At 65.0% G+C, this 19,990-nt stretch carries 14 protein-coding genes; 6 read left to right on the top strand and 8 right to left on the bottom strand.

Features of this window, described 5'->3' with window-relative positions:
- Positions 1-66: 66 nt before the first annotated feature.
- Positions 67-2,415, bottom strand: coding sequence for a TonB-dependent receptor (locus AC1VV3_RS17030; RefSeq protein WP_482963008.1), 2,349 nt, complete (start codon positions 2,413-2,415; stop codon positions 67-69).
- 82 nt (positions 2,416-2,497) lie between these two features.
- A complete protein-coding gene (locus AC1VV3_RS17025) occupies positions 2,498-3,799 on the bottom strand; it encodes a cytochrome P450 (protein ID WP_482963007.1) in 1,302 nt (433 codons plus the stop codon).
- A gap of 216 nt (positions 3,800-4,015) precedes the next feature.
- Between AC1VV3_RS17025 and AC1VV3_RS17020 the strand changes: the two genes are divergently transcribed.
- Complete coding sequence (locus AC1VV3_RS17020) at positions 4,016-5,116, top strand: NAD(P)-dependent alcohol dehydrogenase (RefSeq protein WP_482963006.1); 1,101 nt, start codon at positions 4,016-4,018, stop codon at positions 5,114-5,116.
- 36 nt (positions 5,117-5,152) lie between these two features.
- On the opposite strand, the gene AC1VV3_RS17015 is transcribed toward AC1VV3_RS17020, so the two are convergent.
- The 5 genes from AC1VV3_RS17015 to AC1VV3_RS16995 form a co-directional block, all read right to left on the bottom strand.
- The gene (locus tag AC1VV3_RS17015; protein ID WP_314466127.1) at positions 5,153-5,854 is read right to left on the bottom strand and encodes a MerR family transcriptional regulator; all 702 of its coding nucleotides are present in this window, start codon (positions 5,852-5,854) and stop codon (positions 5,153-5,155) included.
- Positions 5,841-7,067, bottom strand: coding sequence for a Bcr/CflA family efflux MFS transporter (locus tag AC1VV3_RS17010; protein WP_482963005.1), 1,227 nt, complete (start codon positions 7,065-7,067; stop codon positions 5,841-5,843). The genes AC1VV3_RS17015 and AC1VV3_RS17010 overlap by 14 nt, the downstream gene beginning before the upstream one ends.
- Before the next feature lie 26 nt (positions 7,068-7,093).
- Positions 7,094-8,140: a Rieske 2Fe-2S domain-containing protein gene (locus AC1VV3_RS17005; RefSeq protein ID WP_482963004.1), complete on the bottom strand. Its 1,047-nt coding sequence runs from the start codon at positions 8,138-8,140 to the stop codon at positions 7,094-7,096.
- Positions 8,141-8,280: 140 nt separating this feature from the next.
- A complete protein-coding gene (locus AC1VV3_RS17000; protein ID WP_482963003.1) occupies positions 8,281-9,060 on the bottom strand; it encodes an SDR family NAD(P)-dependent oxidoreductase in 780 nt (259 codons plus the stop codon).
- A 69-nt stretch (positions 9,061-9,129) separates the two neighbouring features.
- Complete coding sequence (locus AC1VV3_RS16995; RefSeq protein WP_482963002.1) at positions 9,130-11,409, bottom strand: TonB-dependent receptor; 2,280 nt, start codon at positions 11,407-11,409, stop codon at positions 9,130-9,132.
- Between the two features lie 249 nt (positions 11,410-11,658).
- Here AC1VV3_RS16995 and AC1VV3_RS16990 point away from each other — a divergent pair, with 249 nt between their 5' ends.
- The 5 genes from AC1VV3_RS16990 to AC1VV3_RS16970 all read left to right on the top strand — a co-directional run bounded on the left by AC1VV3_RS16990 (position 11,659) and on the right by AC1VV3_RS16970 (position 18,657).
- Positions 11,659-12,972, top strand: a complete 1,314-nt coding sequence (locus tag AC1VV3_RS16990; protein WP_243654191.1) for a Rieske 2Fe-2S domain-containing protein — start codon at positions 11,659-11,661, stop codon at positions 12,970-12,972.
- Between the two features lie 149 nt (positions 12,973-13,121).
- Positions 13,122-14,054 (top strand): PDR/VanB family oxidoreductase, encoded by a 933-nt coding sequence (locus AC1VV3_RS16985; protein ID WP_482963001.1) that lies wholly within the window; start codon positions 13,122-13,124, stop codon positions 14,052-14,054.
- Positions 14,055-14,164: 110 nt separating this feature from the next.
- Positions 14,165-15,520: an MFS transporter gene (locus tag AC1VV3_RS16980; RefSeq protein WP_482963000.1), complete on the top strand. Its 1,356-nt coding sequence runs from the start codon at positions 14,165-14,167 to the stop codon at positions 15,518-15,520.
- On the top strand, positions 15,517-17,145 hold the full coding sequence (locus tag AC1VV3_RS16975) for a GMC family oxidoreductase (protein ID WP_482962999.1): 1,629 nt from the start codon (positions 15,517-15,519) through the stop codon (positions 17,143-17,145). Before AC1VV3_RS16980 ends, AC1VV3_RS16975 begins: the two co-directional genes overlap by 4 nt.
- A gap of 27 nt (positions 17,146-17,172) precedes the next feature.
- Positions 17,173-18,657 carry an aldehyde dehydrogenase family protein gene (locus AC1VV3_RS16970; RefSeq protein WP_482962998.1) on the top strand — a complete coding sequence of 495 codons (1,485 nt, stop codon included), beginning with the start codon at positions 17,173-17,175 and terminating at the stop codon, positions 18,655-18,657.
- A 6-nt stretch (positions 18,658-18,663) separates the two neighbouring features.
- Here the strand turns inward: AC1VV3_RS16970 and AC1VV3_RS16965 are convergent, their stop codons facing one another.
- Complete coding sequence (locus AC1VV3_RS16965; protein ID WP_132265442.1) at positions 18,664-19,896, bottom strand: LysR family transcriptional regulator; 1,233 nt, start codon at positions 19,894-19,896, stop codon at positions 18,664-18,666.
- Between the last annotated feature and the right edge of the window lie 94 nt (positions 19,897-19,990).

The raw sequence follows: 19,990 nt of genomic DNA, 5'->3' as shown, positions 1-19,990 counted from the left end.
CTCCAGTGAAGGCGCAAAAAGGAGCCGCACCGAGATCGACCCCGGCGCGGCTCATGGGGAGGAGCTTTAGAAACTGGCCGACACGGTCAGGCCATACGTGCGGGGCCGACCGGCGAAGCGCACGGTCGTGTCAGTGATGCGGGTGGCGTTGGACCAGTAATACTTGTCGGTCAGGTTGCGCACGAAAGCGGTCACTTTGTAGCGCTTGTCGTCGAAACTGAGGCCGGCGCGCAGGTCGATCAGGGTATAGTCTGCGATGGTCAGCCCACCCCTGCTGGTCAGTTCTGCCGAAGGCGTCTCACGCGCATCGCCGAGAACCGCCTTGGTATCGCTCTGGAAGCTGAGGTTGCTGCCGACGAACGCACCGATGGTATCGCCCAATGCCCAATCGTACTGCCCGTCGATCACGATCTGATACTTCGGTGTATAGGGGAACGACGATCCGCCGAAGTCGACCTGATTGCCATAGGAATCGTAGTTGACGAAGCTGCCCTTGATCTTCGTATCGAGGTAGGTCGCCCCGATCGAGACGCGCAGTCCGTCCGTGGGGGCAAGGTCGAGCTGGATCTCGGCGCCCTGGACGCGGGACTTAGGCACGTTCACCAGCGCTTCCAGCGGACCGAAGATGTTCGGATCGGCTACGACCCGGCCCTTGAACTGCTTGTTGCTGTAATCGTAGTAGAATACCGCGCCGTTGACTTGCGCGGTCCTGTTCAGCAGCGTCAGCTTGGCGCCGATTTCATAGGCGGTGACGGATTCCTGCTTGACCGGCGCGAACTGGTTGGCGTCACTGGCCGAGAGCAACGGGAAGCTGCCCGACTTGTAGCCCTTGCTGACCGAGGCGTAGAGCAACGCGTCCTTCGAAGGCTTGAAATCCACGCCCGCGCGCCAGGACACGTTGTCTTCGTCCAGGCTATCCTGCACTTCGACTGCCGTCAGTGTGGAAGCGTCGATGGTGACGCAGGCACCGGGCGCGATCGAAATCGGGTCCAGTCCAGCCCCGCCGCGTATCGCGTTGAGCAGGTTCTGGATGCCCTGGCCCAGCGCGAAGCCACGGTCGGCGGTGCATCCGGCAAAGTCTATCTTGGTATCGGTGTAGCGAATGCCGCCGTGTAGCGTGACCATGTCCCCGATGTCGTAGTCGAGATTGGCGAAGACGGCCTTGTTGACGAACTTCTGCCGCGCATACTGGCTGTAGACGAAGAATGGCACGCCCAGTCCGGCATCCACGAAGTTATAGGCCGATGTGGACTGATCGTAAGGTCCGGCGTCATCTTGCTGATAGGTCTTTTCGCGCGCGTAATTGGCACCGATGATCCAGGTGAGGCCGCCCGTCTTGCCCTGAAGGCGAAGTTCCTCAGACAGCGCGGTGATCTTGCCGGTGGTGTTGTAGAAGTAGTCCCGCAGCGCCACGCCGTCAGGGTCGATATCGGCGTCGTTGTGATACTTCGAAAAACTGGTGATCGAGGTCAGTGTGATATCGTCGCTGAGGTCCACGTCGCCGCGCAGCGAAGCCTGATAGAACCAGTCGTCGCGCTTGGGGGCCTGCTCCGGCGTCCAGTCGGCATCGCGGTTGTTGGCAGGCGCGATCGGATAAGTCGCAAGATCACCGAGCCGCGCCGGATTGCCGAGCGGCACCACGCCGATAAGCTGCGCGGCCTGTCCATCGCTCTTGTCGATGAAGCCGTTGAGGTTGAGTTCGAAACGCACGCTGTCGGCGGGCTGGAAATCGAGCAGCAGGCGCCCGGTGGTGAAGTTGCGGTCGCCCAGCTTGTCGTCGCGCGTATAGCTGCGCTGCCATGCCCCGCCCTGCTCGGTGCGCACGGCGACGCGGGCGCTCAGCGTGTCGGAGATCGGGCCGCTGACATAACCGCCTGCGGTGATTTCCCCGAAGTTCTGGATGCCGGCATCGACACCGGCCTTGAATGTGGAGGTCGGCTTGGCGGCGATGTAGTTGATCGCGCCGCCCGTCGCGTTCGATCCGAACAGCGTGCCCTGCGGGCCTTTCAGCACCTCCACGCGTTCGAGGTCCAGCGTCGCGCCGCGCGTCATGATCGAGAACGGCAGCGGCACCTGATCCTGATATATGCTGACGGTGGGCTTCGCGGCCAGGCTGGTATCGTAAAAGCCCACGCCGCGCAGCGTGTAGACCGGCGTGGCGTAGGCGCTCTCGGTATAGTTGAAGCCCGGCACGATCTTCACCAGATCGCCGACATTGGTGATGCCCTGATCGCGCAGCTTTTCGCCGGAAGCCGCGGTGATGGAAAGCGGCACGTCGTTGATCGCCTCGGAGCGCTTCTGCGCCGTGACGACGATCTCCTGGATGCCCCCGGTGGGGGCCGATTCCTGAGCATGAGCTTGTGCCGAGATTGCCAGCGACGACGCGCCTGCCATCAACAAGACGTTGCGATTCATGGTTCTTACCTCTCCCGTATGTCCGCGCTTTTGCGCCGGACTGTTCTTGTCTCGGCCCGGTCCCATGCCGGGCCGGTACTCCTCAATTTTTGACGAAGCGGATCGGCAGAGACTTGTAGCCCCCGACGAAATTGGTCTCGACCAGGCGCGGATCGCCCGCGAGTTCCACGGATTTCAGGTGCGGCAGCAGCTCCTGGAACAGCACCCGCATCTCCAGCTTGGCGAGGTGCTGGCCGAGGCACATATGCGGTCCGAACCCGAAGGCGACGTGCTGATTGGGTGAGCGGGTGATGTCGAAACGGTCGGGATCGACGAACACATCGGTGTCACGGTTGCCGGAGGGGTAGCACATCATCAGGCGGTCCATCGCCTTGATCGACTGCCCGCGCAGGACTGTATCCTCCGCCGCATTGCGCATGAAGTGCTTGACCGGACTGGTCCAGCGGATCGCCTCGTCCACCAGGCTCGGGATCAAGCCGGGGTCCTCCTTCACCTTGGCGAAATTCTCCGGGTTCACGATCATGCCGTGCAGGCCGCCGGCGGTCGAGGACGAAGTCGTATCGTGTCCGGCCGTCGCGATGGCGACGTAGTATCCATTGGCCTCCGCGCGCGGGATCGGCTCGCCGTTGATGCGGGAATTGGCGATCAGCGAAAGCAGGTCGTCGGTCGGTTCCGCACGGCGTTTGGCGCTGAGATCGTCGAAATAGGCGTAGAAGTCTTCCAGCGCAGCAGCCCACATTTTTGCCCCGGCCACCGGGTCGGCGACCATCTCGGGCCGTTGCTCCTCGGGGTCGTGGACGCCGAAGAATTCCTGCGTCAGCTTGAGCATGCGCGGCTCGTCTTCGGGCGGAACACCGAACAGCGTCATGATCACCCGGAGCGGATAGTGCAGCGCGAAGTCACGCACGAAATCGCACTCGCCATCGAAGCTGAGCAGGTTCTCGACCGACTGGCGCGCAAGACGGCGCACCTGTTCCTCAAGCTGGCTGACCCGGCCCGGCAGGAACCAGTTCGACGTGAGGTTGCGATAGGAAGCGTGTTCCTTGCCATCCATGTAGGTCAGCGAGGAAATGATTTTCGTCGATCCGCCGTTGATCGAGCGGGTGAATTCATCCGAGGCCCGGTCGTTCAGCACCGGGTTGAAATCGGCGTTGCGGAACAGCTTCGAATTGCGCTCGGCCTCGCGAATGTCCGCGTGCTTGGTGACGATCCAGATCGGATCGAAACCCGGGACGTGCGCCTTGGCCAGCGGCATGTTCTCGCGCAGCCAGCGGAAGGTGCCGTAGATCAGCACGTCGTCGGTGTAGGATTTGGGCGAGATCACGATGCGCGCGATCTCCTCCGGTATGACGGGGCAGCTCTCGGTATCGAGCGAAACGGTCATGGGCTCTCCCTCGGGCGGTTGGTTCCGCCGTCAATTGCGTGTTACATACACGTAACTGTAGACAGGGCCCGAGGTCAATCGTAGATATAGGTCCGACCATTCGAGGGATGAAATGCCAAGAATGGCTGTTTCCCGGTGCCCAAAGCACCGATCAGCCATAGGACCATCCCGCTAATCGAATGGCGAGGCGAAGATCGAATAGGAGAGAGATGCGCCATGGAAATTCGTGCAGCAGTGGTTCACCGCCCGGGCGAGGACTTCGCCGTCGAGACGCTCACGCTTTCAGGGCTGCGACCCGACGAAGTGCTCGTGAAAGTCGTCGCAACGGGCCTGTGCCATACCGACCTCGTCGTGCGCGACCAGATCCTGCCGGTGCCGCTACCCGCCGTTCTGGGTCATGAGGGTGCGGGAATCGTTGAGGAGGTGGGAGCAGAAGTGACGACGCTGAAAGTGGGTGACAGCGTCATCCTGGGCTTCGCCGCATGCCGGGCATGTCCGCAGTGCGACGCCGGCGAACCCGCCTATTGCCAGGACTTCGCCGCGCTGAATTTCGGTGGGCGCCGGATGGACGGCAGCACCTGCATCCACGACGGCGACCACGACGTCAGCAGCCATTTCTTCGGGCAATCGTCTTTCGCCACTCACGCCATCGCCGCCGCGCGCAATCTGGTGAAAGTGCCCAGGGAAGCGCCGCTGGCGCTGCTCGGGCCGCTCGGCTGCGGGATCATGACCGGGGCGGGTGCCGTGCTCAACGCCCTTGATGTCAAGCCGGGTGAGAGCCTGCTGGTGACGGGCGCCGGGCCGGTGGGCCTGAGCGGGGTGATGGCCGCTGCCTATGCCGGAGCGCACGCGATCATCGTCTCCGACCCGCTTGCATCGCGGCGTGAGATGGCGCTCGATCTTGGCGCAACCCATGCCCTCGATCCCGCTGAGGGACCGCTGGCCGAGCAGGTCCGTGCCATCCTGCCGTCAGGCGCCAAAGCCATGCTCGACACCTCGGGCGTGCCGGGGGTGATCGAGGACGGAATGGGCGCTATGGCCGTGCTGGGGCGCCTCGCCATGGTCGGCGTACCGCGCAGCGCGGACGCCGCAATCTCGCTCAATCTCCTGCACATGCTCTCGCTCGGCCTGAAGGTCTGCGGGGTGACCGAAGGGAACGCCGACCCGCAGGAATTCTTGCCCAGACTGATCGAACTCCATGCCGCCGGGCACTTCCCGTTCGACCGGATGATCCGCACTTATCCGCTCGACCGGATCAACGAGGCCGTTGCAGACCAGCACGCGGGCCGCTGCGTCAAGGCCGTGCTGACGATGTGACCCGATGGACCGGGCGGCCTCGAAGGCTGTCCGGTCTCAGGCTTCCGCCTGCCCCCTGATCGCGTCGAAGTGACGGAAGAACGCGCGCTGGCGCAGGACACCGAAGAAATCGAGCATCAGCGGCAGTGCCTGCTCTACCAGATCGGCCGCCTCGCCCACTTCCACCCGCCCGGTCACGCGTTCGAGGAAGGTCGTGGCTTCCCACTTGCCGACGAAGTCCGCCGCTTCGACATAGAAACCCAGCACCTCGGGGGTGTAGTCCAGATGCGCGTCGAAGCCGGCCTTGCGCATGTCCCCCCAGATGCGGACCATCTGAGCATCGGAAATGGATAGTGCATCGCCGTCGGGCGTCTCAATCACCGCAAGGACGCCGATGGCCGCGAGGATGCGGGTATCCTCGGCGGCGGAAGGATAGGTTTCCAGCAGCGAGGCGACCGTGACCGGCCCCTGGTCCTCGCCCGCGCGGTGCGCCACGAGTTGTTCCAGCTGGTCCAGCGCCGTCGTATCGACACGGGGCTGCTGGCCGCCGCCCTCCATCAGCGCCTTGATCTGCGACAGGCTGAGGCGACTTTCATGCTGGAGCTTGCGGACCGTGGCGATCGCCTGGACATGATCCTCGCGGTAGATCGCGACCGTGCGCTTGGGCCGGTCCGGCTCCGGGATGACACCGCTGCGCAAATAGAGGCGGATCACCTCCCGATGCACGCCGGTGCGTTGTTCAAGCTCACGCATCTTCATGGGCACGTTTAGAGCATGGCACGGGGGCCTTCGCAATGCGGCGCGCCCGGCCTGCGAACAGGCACAGCGCGGCGATCTCGCAGCCGATCAGGATCGCGATGGCCGTCATCGCGCCGTCTCGCCCGAAACTTGCCCCTGCCGCCGCCAGCGCGCCAACGGCCATCTGGATCGCTCCATAAAGCCCCGAAGCCGATCCGAAGGCGGCGGGATCGACGGACGTGGCCAGCGCCAGTGCCGCCGGTCCGGCAAGACCGACGCCGCAGGTGAAGAGGAACATCAGCCCCGTCACGAGGACCGGACTGGCAAGGCCGGAAAGGAATGCCGCCAGCAGCCCAAAGGCCGCGCCCAGCGACAGCCGGCATCCCAGTGCCAGCATCCGGGGCGCCGACCAGCGCTGGCTCTGCCGCGAGGCGGTAAAACTGCCGATCCAGGCCCCGGCCACCACCACCCCAAGGTGCATGCCGCTCGCATCGGGCGTCAGTCCGAAGCGCTGCTGGTAGATGAGCGGCGCAGCGCTGAGGAAGGCATACCAGCCGGTAGTGACGCAGCCGCCGCCGATCGCGTAGGCCGCGAAATGACCCGAGGTGACCAGCCGCGCATAGTTTCCCAGCACGCCCCGTGTCGTTGCCGAACGCGGCGTACCGGTCTCCGGCAGGAGCGAGACAATTGCAGCAGTGTTGAGCGCGCCCGACAGTCCCAGCAGGATCAGGATGGATTGCCAGCCCGCGTGAGTGACCAGGAACCCACCGATCACCGGGCCCAGCCCCGGCCCGACCAGAATCATCAGGTTGAGCTTGGCGAGGTTGCCGGTCGAGCCTTCCTGCGTGCTTACGTCACGCACGATGGTCCGGGCGATCACCATTCCCGCGCTGCCGCCCAGCGCCTGCGCGAACCGACACACGTTGAAGAAGCTCGCCGAAAACGCCGTTGCCGCGATGAGGCTTGCCAATGTGAAGACGGCGCTGCCGCCGATCAGGACAGGCCGCCGGCCGAAGCGGTCGGACAGCGGGCCATGCACGAGCTGCCCGAAGGCGAGACCCCAGATGTAGAGGCTGATACCGAGTTGCAGTTCGGCGTTGCGAGCACCGAAGGCCTGCGCGGCGACTACCAGCGCAGGGGCGAAAATATGGATGCCGAGCGTTCCGCTCAGTGTCATCGATCCAAGCAGCCAGATCGGCACCCTCGCGCGGGCACCGATTCCGGCCTCGCTCAAACTGGCCTCACCCAGACCGGCAGGCATTACTCGGCGGCGACGAGTTCGCCCTGCTCCGCCTCGAACAGATTGCTCAGGACGCGGCGGGCCTGATTGACCGCACCATCGCTGGCGATACCCACGAAGCCGCGATGCGGTGCATCATCGATGCGCAGCTGCTGGGCCTGCAGCGTTTCCTCGTCCTCGGTAATGGTGTCGAAGAACTGGTCGAACAGCACCTCGGGCACGCCGCTTTCCTTCGAGGCGGTGGTGCAGATGGTCCAGAGGTAGTGGCTGGACCGGTCGGTCTCAGGCGTGATGAAATGATTGTTGGCAAGCATGAAGCCGTTATCGCGCTTGCCTTCGTAGGCTCCGGTCCCGACATCGCAGCCGCCCGCATTGACGCGGCAGGTCATGCCCACGCGCGGTTCGAAGCGCACTTCCTGCCAGCGATCGACCCGGCCCTTGAAGCCGCCTGCATCGATGTAGGAGCGCGGCGGAACCGAGTTGGGCATCTTGCGCAGCAGCGTGACCTTGTTGCCGTCGAACTCCACCTTGGTGTCGGCACCGTAATGCTGTTCCGGGTTGCCGCCGATGGTACGCACGTGGATGTAGGGGACGTGCGTCAGGTCCATGATGTTGTCGATGATGAGCTGCCAGTCGGCCTTCACATGGAAGTTGTAGGGGCGCCAGGTCCAGGCCGGATCGTTGTGCTCGGGGCTGTCGATCACGGTGGAGGGATCGGCCAGCGCCTCGTCTCCCATCCAGATCCAGATCAGGTGATCCTTTTCCAGCACCGGATAGTGGCGGACATTGGCCGAGGGCGGAATGCGGGTCTGGTTGGGGATGCGCGTGCAGGCACCGAGGCGGTTGAATTCGACGCCGTGGTAGCAGCAGCGGATGACATCGCCTTCGACATGGCCCGCGCTCAGCGGCATGGCGCGGTGACTGCACCGGTCCTCCAGCGCGGCGATCTGGCCGTCCGAGGTGCGGAAGAGCACGACCGGTTCATTCAGAAACCGCCGCGCCAGGGTCTTGCCGGGCTCGATCTCGGCAGCAAAGGCGGCGACGTACCAGGTGTTGCGAATGAACATGAGACTCTCCTTGTCCGGATCGGTCTTGCCGCCGTCCGGATTGCTTTACGGATAGAAGCTATCCCGGCGGAAATCCCGCCTCCAATCGCAATTGAATAAAGCCATTGGAAAAGCGGGACGAGCGCCGGCATGCCATGCGCTTACCGGAGGTAGAGGCCGCCGTTCATGTCGAGCGTGGCCCCCACGAAGAACCCGCCGCGATCCGAGGCGACCAGCGCGACGGCAGCGGCGATCTCGCCCACTTCCATGAAGCGGCCGACCGGCACTTCCGCCTCCACGCGGGCGATCTGTTCTTCCGAAAGGCGCCCCTTGGCGGTGTCGATCGGGCCGGGCGCGATGGCGTTCACGGTCACGCCGGTTCCCGCCAGGTAACGCGCGAAGTACTTCGAGAGCATGATCGCGCCCGCCTTCGAGGCCGCATAATGCGGCGAGGCGACGGTGCCGCCGTTCTGGCCCGCCAGCGAAGTGACGTTGACGATGCGGCCATAACCGTTCGCCTTCATGTGCTCGGAAAAGATCTGGCAGCTGAGGAACACGCTGCGCATGTTGATGGCGACGATCTCGTCGAATTCCTCCGGGCTGATATCCTGCGTCGGCGTGCGGCGCGCGAGACCGGCGTTGTTGACGACGATATCGACCCGCGCCCACGCGTCCGCGATCCGGTCACGCGCGGAGAGGAAATCGTCCTTGCTGCGAACGTCGAGGGCGAAAGCCATGGCCGTCTCGCCCGAAGGATCGAGCGAGCGCGCCACCGCTTTGGCAGCGTCCAGGTCGAGGTCGCTTACGGCCACCCTGCCCCCGCCCGCATGGATCTCGCGCGCAACGGCCTCGCCCACCCCGCGCCCCCCGCCGGTGACGAGCGCGGTACGCCCCGAGAAGGAGAAGCTGCCGTTGGAAGGAAGCTGGGTCGGCACGGTCATCACGATTTCCTTGATACCTGAATTTCATTGAAAAAGGCGGGGAACGGCGCACCGCTCCCCGCCAGGCCGTCAGCGCCGAATGCTGAGAGTGATGCCGTAAGTGCGCGGCGTGTTGGTGAAGATCTTCCAGTAGGTCGTGCCGTTGCCCGGCACCGCGAGGAAGGCGGTGATGTCGTCGGCATTGACGATCTGGTAGTTGTTGGTGAGGTTCTTGCCCCAGATGCCCAGGGTCAGACGGCCATCGGAAGACTCGTAGTTCAGGCGCGCGTTAAGCGTGCGGCCGCGGGTATCGTCGTAGAGGTTCTGGTACAGGCGCAGCGTGTTCGCATCGTCGGTCGAGATGCGCGCGGAATAGTTGAAGTCCACCTGCGGTGTCAGGCTGGCGCCATTGCCGAGAAGTGCCTGATAGCTCGCACCGATGGTGAAGGCGTCACGCGGCGCGAACTTCGCGGGATTGCCGGAGTAGTCGAGGCCGACCAGCGGGTCTTCCAGCGAAGTATATTTGCCGATGAGGTGGGTATAGTTCCCCGTCAGGCGCAGTCCGTCCATCGGCCGCAGCACGGATTCGATTTCCCAGCCCTTCATCTTGAGCGTGCCGTTGTAGGTATGGGCGATGCCGCCTGCGCCGGAGAAGTTCTGGAGATCCTTGGTCTTCTGGTGGAACAGGGCGACGTTGAAGTCCAGCATGTCGCCAAACAGGCGGGTCTTGGCGCCGACTTCGTAGTTTTCGGCATGTTCGGGTGCGAGCGGGATGGTGGGATCGCGATAGGCGTTGTCCACGAAGCCGCCCGATTTGAAGCCCTTGGCGTAAGTCGCGTAGAGATTGACCTTGTCGAAAGGCTCGTACTTGACCGTGAAGCGCGGGGTGAAGGCGTTCCAGGTCTTCCCGCCCGAGGCGATCACTTCGCCCGGGAATCCGAAGCCCGGGATGGCGCCCGCATCAGTGGTCGAGAAGGCATGGTAGTCGATCTTCTTGCGGTCTGAAGTGTAACGCCCGCCCGCCACGACCGAGATCTGGTCGGTGACCTTCAGCGTCGCCTCCCCGAACACCGCCAGGCTGCGCACGTCGCCGTCCTGTACGCGGGTGATGTTGGTCACACCGGGATTGCGGCGGATGCTGGCGGGCACGGCCGAGCCGGGCAGCGGGCTGTAATTGAAGATATTCTCGGTCGAGACGTCGGCCGAGAGGTAATAGGCCCCCACCACGTAGGACAGCACGCCCGGCGCCGAAGCGAAGCGCACTTCCTGCGTGAAGCTGCGGTTGCGCACCACCTGGCGGCGGTCGAAAACGGGCACTTCGGTGCCGACCGGCACGTCGTCGTTGGTCGCCCGGCTGTCGTTCATGCGGTAGCCCGTGATCGAAGTCAGCGTGCCGCCCAGCAGGTCGAGATCGCCGCGCAGATAGCCGCCGCGCAGGCGCTGGCGATAGGGCGAGGCCGCATAGTCGTTGTTCACCCACTCGTCATTGGTGAAGTTACCGAAGGTCGCCGGCACGACCTGGTTGCCGCCGATCCCCAGGCCGATGGCGCCGCCATTGCCCTTGGTGTAGCTGTAATCGCCCGAAAGCACGACTTTCAGCGTATCGGTGGGCTGGAACAGCAGCTTGCCGCGCATGGCATAGCCGTCGGTCTTTCCGTAGCTGCCCGACTGGTTGGGCGTATCGATCTGGCCGTCCGAAGTCTCGGTGCTGAACGAGAAGCGCGCGGCAATCTTGTCCTCTACGAGCGTGGTGTTCACCATGCCTTCGCTGCGGAAGTAGCCGGCGTTGCCGCCGGTGCCCTGGAGGAAGTAGTCGTCCTTGAATTCCGGGTTCTTGCTGATGACCGCGATGGCACCGCCGACCACGTTGCGGCCGAACAGAGTGCCCTGCGGCCCGCGCAGCACTTCGACACGCTCGATATCGTAGAAGTTGGCGTTCAGGTCGTTGTTGAACACATAGTAGATGTCATCCATGAAATAGGCGACCGGGGTGTCCAGCGTCGCCGTGCGGAACGTGGAGACGTTGCCGCGAATCGCCACGATCGAAAGCGACTTGTCCGAGGTGTTGATGGTGATGCCCGGCATCTGCTGCGTGAGAGCGGTGGGGCTGAACACCTGATCGGTGCGGAGCTGCTCGCCGCCGAACGCAGCAATGGAGAAGGGAACCTCGCGCACGGTGGAGGCGCGGCGCTGGGCGGTGACAATGATATCCTGCGAATCGACGCTAGGGCGCTGAGCGGCACCGGCATTGTCGGCCATGGGTTCGGCCGGCGCGGCGCCCGCGGGGGCCTCCGATTGCGCGAAAGCCGGTGCAATCGTTATAGTAGACAGGGCGCAAACGGCCGCGGAAGTCATATACTTGAATGTCATGGATGGCATCTCCCCAAGGGCTTTATCGCGGCTTCCCTGCCGCCTTGAGACGCTGAGAAGCGGCAAACGCCAAGCCTTGCAATAGTTTCATCCCGGTTTTCGAATGGTAAGACCATATTCCGATTGGGGTTGACGGAAATCTGCGGCTAGCTCGAATGGGCAAACGAGAACCGCCGCCTCCTCACCTGAAGGACAAGCTTCAGGAGGACGGTCGAGGCGATCGAAGACGACCAAGGAAGAGCCTGAACCATGCAGCCACAAGACAGCACCGACCTCACCCGCGTTGGCCCCGGAACCGTCATGGGTTCCTTCATGCGGCAGTACTGGATGCCTGCCTGCCTCTCCTCCGAGGTGAAGGCCGACGGCGATCCGGTGCGCCTGATGATCCTGTGCGAAAAGCTGATCGCCTTCCGCGACAGCTCCGGCCGGGTGGGCATCATGGACCACCGCTGCCCGCACCGCTGCGCCTCGCTGTTCGTCGGCCGCAACGAGCAGAACGGCATCCGCTGCGTCTATCACGGCTGGAAGTTCGACGTGGACGGCAAGTGCGTGGACATGCCCTCGGTGCCCGCCCGCATGGACTTCAAGGAAAAAGTCCACGCCAAGGCCTACAAGACGCATGAGGCGAACGGCCTGATCTGGGTCTACATGGGCGAGAACCAGGCGAGCCCGCCGCCGCTTCCCGAGATCGAGGCGACCATGCACGCCGATGCCGAGATCTGGTGCCTCCAGCGCGACTGCAACTGGCTCCAGGCGCTGGAAGGCGACATCGACACCAGCCACGTCGGCTTCCTCCACGTCGGCTCGATCGAAGCCGAGGATCTCGACGAAGATCACCCGATGCGCCCGACCGTGCTCAACCGCGCACCCGAATACGAAGTGCTCCAGTCGGACTGGGGCGTAATGTACGGTGGCTACCGCCCTAACGACGATGGGCAGATGTCGTGGCGCGTGGCGCACTACATGTTCCCGTTCTGGACGCAGACCCCCAACAACCGTTTCGCCACCCGCGCCATCGCCCGCGCCTGGGTGCCGATGGACGACGAGCATTCGATGCTCTTCGACATCACTTGCGGCGTCGATGCCGGCAACCCGGCCTATACGTCCACGCTCAAGGACGGCACGCCGTTGTTCGGCCCGCTGGAATATGCGCCCCAGACCACCGACTGGTTCGGCCGCTGGCGCTCGCCCGACAGCGAGGCCAACGACTGGGCTATCGACCGCGAATCCCAGCGCAACGGCACCCAGTTCACCGGCATCGCCAATATCACGATGCAGGACCAAGCGGTGACGGAGAGCATGGGTCCGATCACCGACCACAGCTTCGAGAACCTGGCCCCTACCGACCAGATGATCGCCCGCGTCCGTCGGCGCGCGCTGATCGCCGCGCGCGCCTTCGCCAACAAGGGCGTGGTGCCGCCGGGCGTCGAGGATCCCTCGATCTTCTACCGCGCCCGCGCCGGATCGTTCCTGCACGATCCGCAGGACAGCCTGCAGAACGCCTACGAGTCCGCGCTTGCCAAGGCCGTCCGCTGGCCTGAAACGGCAGAAGCGGCAGAGTAATGAAAACCGGCGGGAAGGTGCGATCCATGCACCGTCCCGCCCGATAGAAAAGGACAGAGGGTGACGAGACGCATGAGGGTCTCCATCGGGCGCCGATCCATCGCGCACCGGGGTGGCCACCGGACGCATCGTGCCTCAAGGAGAGTGTGATGCAGGCATTCATTCGGACCATTCGCTGGGAAGCGGAAGGCATCAATTCCTACGTGCTCGAACCCGTCGGCGGCGGCCTCTTGCCCGCCTTCGAACCCGGCGCGCATATCGACGTCCAGCTCAAGCCCGGCCTTGCTCGCAGCTATTCGCTGGTCAACGATCCCGCCATTCGCGGCTATTACGAGATTGCCGTTCACCACGCGATCGACAGTCGCGGCGGCTCGAAGCACATCCACCAGGAATGGCGGGTGGGCGAGCGCGTGGAGATTTCCGAGCCCAAGAACAACTTCCCGATGGTGGAGGATGCGGCGCATACCGTGCTGGTCGCCGGCGGTATCGGCATCACGCCGATGCTGCCCATGATCGCCCGCCTCGAAAAGCTGGGTCGCTCCTGGGAACTGCACTATGTCGCCGCCACGCCCGAGCGCGCCGCCTACGTCGACCGGATCGAGGACCATGACCGCGTCAACGTCGTCTACGACGGAATGCCCGGCGCGCAGCGGCTCGACCTTGCCGCGATCTGTGCCGCTGCCCCCGCCGATGCGCATCTCTACTGCTGCGGCCCGAACGGCATGCTCGACGCATTTGTCGCGACCAATGCCGCGCGGCCCAAGGGCCATGCCCATATCGAATACTTCTCGGCCGAGACAGAACTGGCGACCGAGGGCGGCTATACCCTCGAACTCGCGCGCAGCGGCAAGACGCTGACGGTCAGCGAGGGCGAGACGATGCTGGATGCCCTGCTCGGCGCCGGGGTCGATGTCGGCTTCGCCTGCTCCGAAGGCGTCTGCGGCACTTGCGAGGTCAAGGTTCTGGGCGGCATTCCCGACCACCGCGATCACTTTCTGAGCGAAGACGAAAAGGCGGGCAATCGCTCCATCATGGTCTGCTGTTCGGGCGCGAAGACAGCCAGCCTAGTACTCGACATCTGACGTACTCGACATCTGACATGCTCGACATCTGATACGCCGGCCACCAACAGCGGGATCGGCCATCCCGGCGATAACAAAAAGGGGCAGAGACCCCATGAAGAGGAGAAGCTGTGGCGATCATCGCGACAGACCGGGACGCGAAGGGCTTGCTGGACGACGCACCGATGTCGTCCTTCCAGGTATGGACGGTTCTGATGATAGCGGCGACCGTCGTCCTTGACGGTCTCGACAACCAGATGCTGGGCCTCGCCGCCCCGTCGCTGCTGAAAGAGTGGGCGATCGGGCGCGAGGCGCTCGGCGGCGTCTTTGCGCTCGGCTTCGTGGGCATGGCGGTGGGCACGCTGGCAGCGGGCTATATCGGCGACCGTTTCGGACGGCGCGGCGCACTGCTGGCTGGGGTTGCTCTCTTCGGGCTAGCGACACTGCTGACCGGCGCGAGCACCAGCCTCTGGCACATTGCCGCGCTCAAGACCCTGGCCGGGGTCGGCCTCGGCGGCGTGCCGGGAACGGCCAGCGCCATGATCGCGGAATTCACGCCGACCCGCTGGCGCAGCGTGGCGGTGACGTTCGGGGTCGTCTGCGTCTCGATCGGCGGCATCCTCGGCGGGATCGCGGCAGCGGCGGTGCTGCCGGTACTCGGCTGGCGCTGGCTGTTCTATCTGGCGGGCGCCGCGACTATCGCCTTCACCGTGCTGCTCCACTTCATACTGCCGGAATCCCCGCGCTTCCTCGAAAGCCGTCCCGAGCGCCGCGCGCAGTACGAACGGCTGATGCGCCGGATCGGCCATGCACCTCTGCGCAGCGGCCCCGGCACCGCGGAAGCGGGCGAAGCCGCGGGGTTCGGCGCGCTTCTGCAAGGAAAGCTGCTGCGGGACAGCCTCGCGCTTTCGCTGGCGATGTTCTCCGGCATGTTCATGATCTACCTCATGTTCAACTGGTCGCCGACGCTGCTGTTCTCCTCCGGCTTCAGCCTCGCCTCGGCGAGCCTCGGGCTTACCAGCTTCAACATCGGCGGCACGCTGGGCGCCATCGGCGCTTCGCTGTCGATCATGCGCTTCGGCTCACGCCCCACGCTCATCCTGATGGCGCTGGTCGGCGCTGCGGCATGCCTGTTCCTCGCCTTCCTGAAGACGGGCGGAGGCAGCAACGAGATGGCCGTGCTGGCAGGCCTGGGCGCGCTGGGTCTCTTCGCCAGCGCCGCCCAGTCGGCGATGTTCGCCGTGGGCGCCCATGCCTTCCCGACAGCGGTGCGCGCACGCGGTCTGGGCCTGATGGGTGCCGCCGGACGCGCCGGGGCCATCGTCAGCTCGGTGGCGGGCGCGGGCCTGATCGGTGGCGGCAATTTCCTGTTCTTCGGGGTCCTGGCCGCGCTCATGCTCGTCAATGCCCTGGGTTTCATCGCCGTGCGCGGACATATACCCCCGCTCGGCCGCTCCTCATTCGCTCGCAAGGAAATGACCGCGTGAACGACAGCTTCGACTATATCGTGATCGGCTCCGGCTCCGCGGGCAGCCTGATGGCCAACCGCCTCTCCGCCGATCCCGCCAACCGCGTTGCGCTGATCGAAGCGGGACCGTCCGACCGGAAGTGGCCGGTAAATCTCAAGACCGTCATGCCGGTGGGCAACATCTTCCTGCTCCCGAGCGACCAGACCAACTGGAAGCAGGCGCTGAAAGGCAACGCCGCCGTCGGAAACCGCACGATCAACTTCCCGCGCGGCAAGCTGCTGGGCGGATGCAGCGCGATCAACGGCGGCGTCTACATTCGCGGCCAGAAGGAGGACTACGAGGCCTGGGAAGCCGCCGGCAACGCAGGCTGGTCCTACGATGACGTGCTGCCCGCGTTCAAGGCGGTCGAAAACTATGCCGGGCCGGACAAGCCGTGGCACGGCAAGGGCGGTGAACTCGATGTGCAGAAGCCTCGCTCCTTCAACCCGGTGACCGGCGCTATTCTCGATGCCGCCGAGCAGGCCGGGCATCACCGCAACGATGACTTCGCCGCAGAGCGCAAGGACGGGTTCGGCCGCTACGACCTCAACCAGCGCAAGGGCACCCGCCTGTCGAGCGCCCGCGCGTTCCTGCATCCTGTGCTGAAGCGCCCCAACCTGACCGTGCTCGACGAGACTCTGGTGTGCCGGATCGTCTTCGATCGTGGCCGCGCGATCGGGATCGAGATCGAAAGGCAAGGCGCACGCAGCATCGTGGGAGCCCGCCGAGAGGTCGTGCTCTGCGCGGGCGCGACCAACTCCCCGCAATTGCTGATGCTTTCCGGCATCGGCCCGGCAGACCATCTGCGGGACGTGGGCATCGAGACGCTCCACGACCTTCCCGGCGTCGGCGCACATCTCCAGGACCACCCCACCGTCCATGTCGCGATGGAAAACCCGAGCGGGGAATCCTACGCCGTCTCAGCCAAGTCGCTGCCGCGCATTCTCGCCAGCCCGCTGCAATACCTTGTGAACCGCACCGGCATGCTCGCCTCGAACGTCGCGGAATGCGGGGGCTTCCTCTGCACCGACGGCAGCGGAAGGCCGGATATCCAGATCACCTTCCTCGTCGGCCTGAAGCTGGACGCGCGCGCCATTCCGCGCCGTCACGGCTACATGGGGCTGGTCCAGTTGCTGCGCCCGCGCAGCGCCGGATCGGTGCGCCTTGCCAGCAACCGGCCCGAGGACAAGCCGGTGATCGATCCCAACTTCTTCGCCGATCCCTACGACATGAAGACGCTGATCGCCGGCTTCCGCGAAGCGCGGCGCATCTTTGCCCAACCCGCACTGGCGTCCCTCACCGGCGCGGAGATAGAGCCCGGCGCGCAGCACCGGAGCGACGCCGAGATCGACGCGGCGCTCCGCAAGATCGTCAACACCGCCTACCACCCCACCGGCACCTGCAAGATGGGACCGGATTCCGATCCGTTGGCCGTAGTCGACGGGCGCCTGCGGGTACGCGGCGTCTCGGGCCTGCGTGTGGTCGATGCCTCGGTCATGCCCGAGATCATCAGCGGCAACACCAGCGCCCCCACCATGATGATCGCCGAACGCGCCGCGCGCTTCATTCTCGAAGACGCCGCCCGCTCCAACATCGCCGCCTGACCGGCGCCCCATTCCAAGGAATCCGACATGGAACTGACCTCTATCGCCCGCCCTGCCCTGCTCGAAACGATGGAGCAGGACATGCTGATCGGCGGCCGCCGCGTGGCCGCCGCCTCGGGCAAGCGGTTCGAGACCCGCAACCCTGCGACCGGCGAACTGCTCGCGATGGTCGCGCAGGGCGATGCCGAGGATGTCGACCGCGCGGTCAAAGCCGCGCGCGCGGCGCTGGAGGGGCCATGGCGCCGCATGAAGCCTGCCGAGCGCCAGCGGATCATGCTGCGCCTCGCCGATCTCGTCGAGGCGCATTACGACGAACTGGCGATGCTCGACACGCTCGACCTCGGCGCGCCGCTGTCCCGTACCGTGCTCGGCAAGACGCGAGCCGCCGCGCTGCTGCGCTACTATGCCGGGCAGGCGACGCTGATCGCAGGCGACACGCTGAACAATTCCGCGCCCGGCGACGTGCTGTCGCACACCCTGAAGGAGCCGGTTGGCGTTGTCGCCGCGATCAACCCGTGGAACGGCCCGGTCGGCATGGCCGTGTGGAAGACCGGCCCGGTCCTGGCGAGCGGCTGCACGCTGGTGATGAAGCCCGCCGAGCAGACCCCGCTTTCGGCGCTGCGCTTTGCCGAACTCTGCCTGGAAGCGGGCGTACCGGAAGGCGTCATCAACGTCGTCACCGGCCTCGGCGATGCCGGAGCGGCGCTCTCGGCCCATCCCGGCGTCGACAAGATCGCCTTCACCGGATCGACCGGCGTGGGCGAGAAGATCATCAAGGCCGCCGCGCCGACGATGAAGCGCGTGACGGTCGAACTGGGCGGCAAGTCGCCCAACATCGTCTTCGCCGATGCCGATCTCGACAAGGCGGTACCGGCCGCCGCCATGGCCGTCTTTGCAAATTCCGGCCAGATCTGCAGCGCCGGCACGCGCCTTTTCGTCCAGTCCTCGATCCGCGAGGAATTCATGGAGCGCCTTGCCGCCTTCACCCGCACGATCCGGGTCGGCGATCCGCTCGATCCCCAGACGCAGATCGGCCCGGTCGTCTCGGCCCCGCAGATGGACAAGATCCTGGGTTATATCGAAGGTGCCCGCGGCGAAGGCGCGCAAGCCTTGGTCGGCGGCGCTCGTCTTGCAGGGCCCGGCTACGACGATGGCTTCTTCGTCGCACCGACGATCTTCACCGACGTGCAGGACGGCATGACCATCGCACAGGAGGAGATCTTCGGCCCGGTACTCTCGGCATTCTCCTTCGACACCGCCGAGGAAGTTCTGGAACGCGCCAATGCCACGCCGTTCGGCCTTGGCAGCGGGGTGTGGACCCGCGATCTTTCGACCGCCCACCGCATGGCGCGGGGCATCCGCGCCGGTTCGGTCTGGGTGAACTGCTACCAGATGCTCGATCCCGGCGTGCCCTTCGGCGGCTTCGGCGTCAGCGGTTTCGGCCGCGAGTCCGGCCCGCATCACATCGAGGAATATCTCGAAACCAAGGCCGTGTGGATCAACCTCGACTGACTTCGGTCAGACCCAGCCCGACGCGCGCAAGTCGGGCTGGGTGAAGTCCGAACGGATCTGCCCCGCGCTTTCCTTCAGCAGGTCGAGGAAACGGCGCTGGATCGCGGTGGGCCGCCAACTCCGCCGCGTGGTGATGCCGACGACACGGCGACTGTGTTCGAGCGGGGCGCCGATCTGGGTGAGAAGCCCGCTGCGTATCTGCAACGCAACCTGGTCGGGCGAGAGCAGCGTCAGGAAATCGCCGTCAGTCAGCAGGCGGCCGATGATCATCACCGACCCGCATTCGATGGGAGTGGGCGGCAGAGCGCGGCCTTCGAACAACTCCTGCCACTGCTCGCGCAAGGGTGAGTTGGCCGGCGCGACGATCCAGGGAAATGCCGAAAGCTGCTCCATCGTCGGCCGCTCCACGCCCGAAAGCGGATGCTGGCTTCCGGCCGCGATCACGAGACGGTCCTCCACCAGCGGCATCTGGTAAAGGTCAGCGATCTCGTAAGGCCGCAGCGCGCCAACCACCATGTCGATCACGCCGTCGCGCAGCGGCTCCACCAATTCGCGCCAACTGCCTTCCAGCACCTTGAACGCGGCACGCGGTTCTTCTCGCGCAAGCCCCGCCATGGCAGCAGGCGCAAGATAGGGCCGCGCCAGAGGCAGCGCGCCGAACGCGATCAACTCGCTGCCGCTGCGGCTGTCGAGGCCCAGATCGGCAATGGCGGCGGCGATCTCGGCACTGGCGAGGCGCGCCCCGCGCGCCAGTTTCTTGCCCGCCGGATTGAGCCAGACCACCCGGCCCCGCCGTTCGAGCAGCTTGCCGCCGATCATGTGCTCCAGATCGCCGACCGCGCGGTGCACGGCCGTCTGCGACAGGCCGGTGGACTGGGCGGCGGCAGAGAAACTTCCCGCCTCGGCCAGCGCCATGAAAGCGCGAAGCTGCGTCATCGTCATCAGCCGTTCGGGATGGGCGAAGACCGCCGAAAGCCCCTTCGCCGCCGTGGAGAGATGTTCGAGCGCCAGGGTCGCGCGTTCGATGACGATCTCCCCCATCGGGGTCATCACCATCCCGCCCGAACGCCGTTCGAACAGCGTGTAACCGAACTGCTGCTCCAGCTTGGCAAGGCCCTGCGTCAGCGCCGGTTGCGAAAGGCTGACCACATCGGCCGCGGCCGTGATGCTGCCATGCTCGCGGATCGCGAGAAGCGCGCGCAAATGCCGCAGGTTCAGGTCGAACGGATCGGTCGTCATGGACTCCAATGCTCTACGCCATGGGGACTTGCCCACCAAGCCCGTAAAAAATCGCGTGGACGGCCTATATATTGAATGGTACGACCATTACGTC

Source organism: Novosphingobium sp. BL-S-34 (assembly GCF_056857015.1).
Note: the sequence above shows the minus strand (reverse complement) of the source record. Positions and strands in the feature narration are given on the sequence as shown.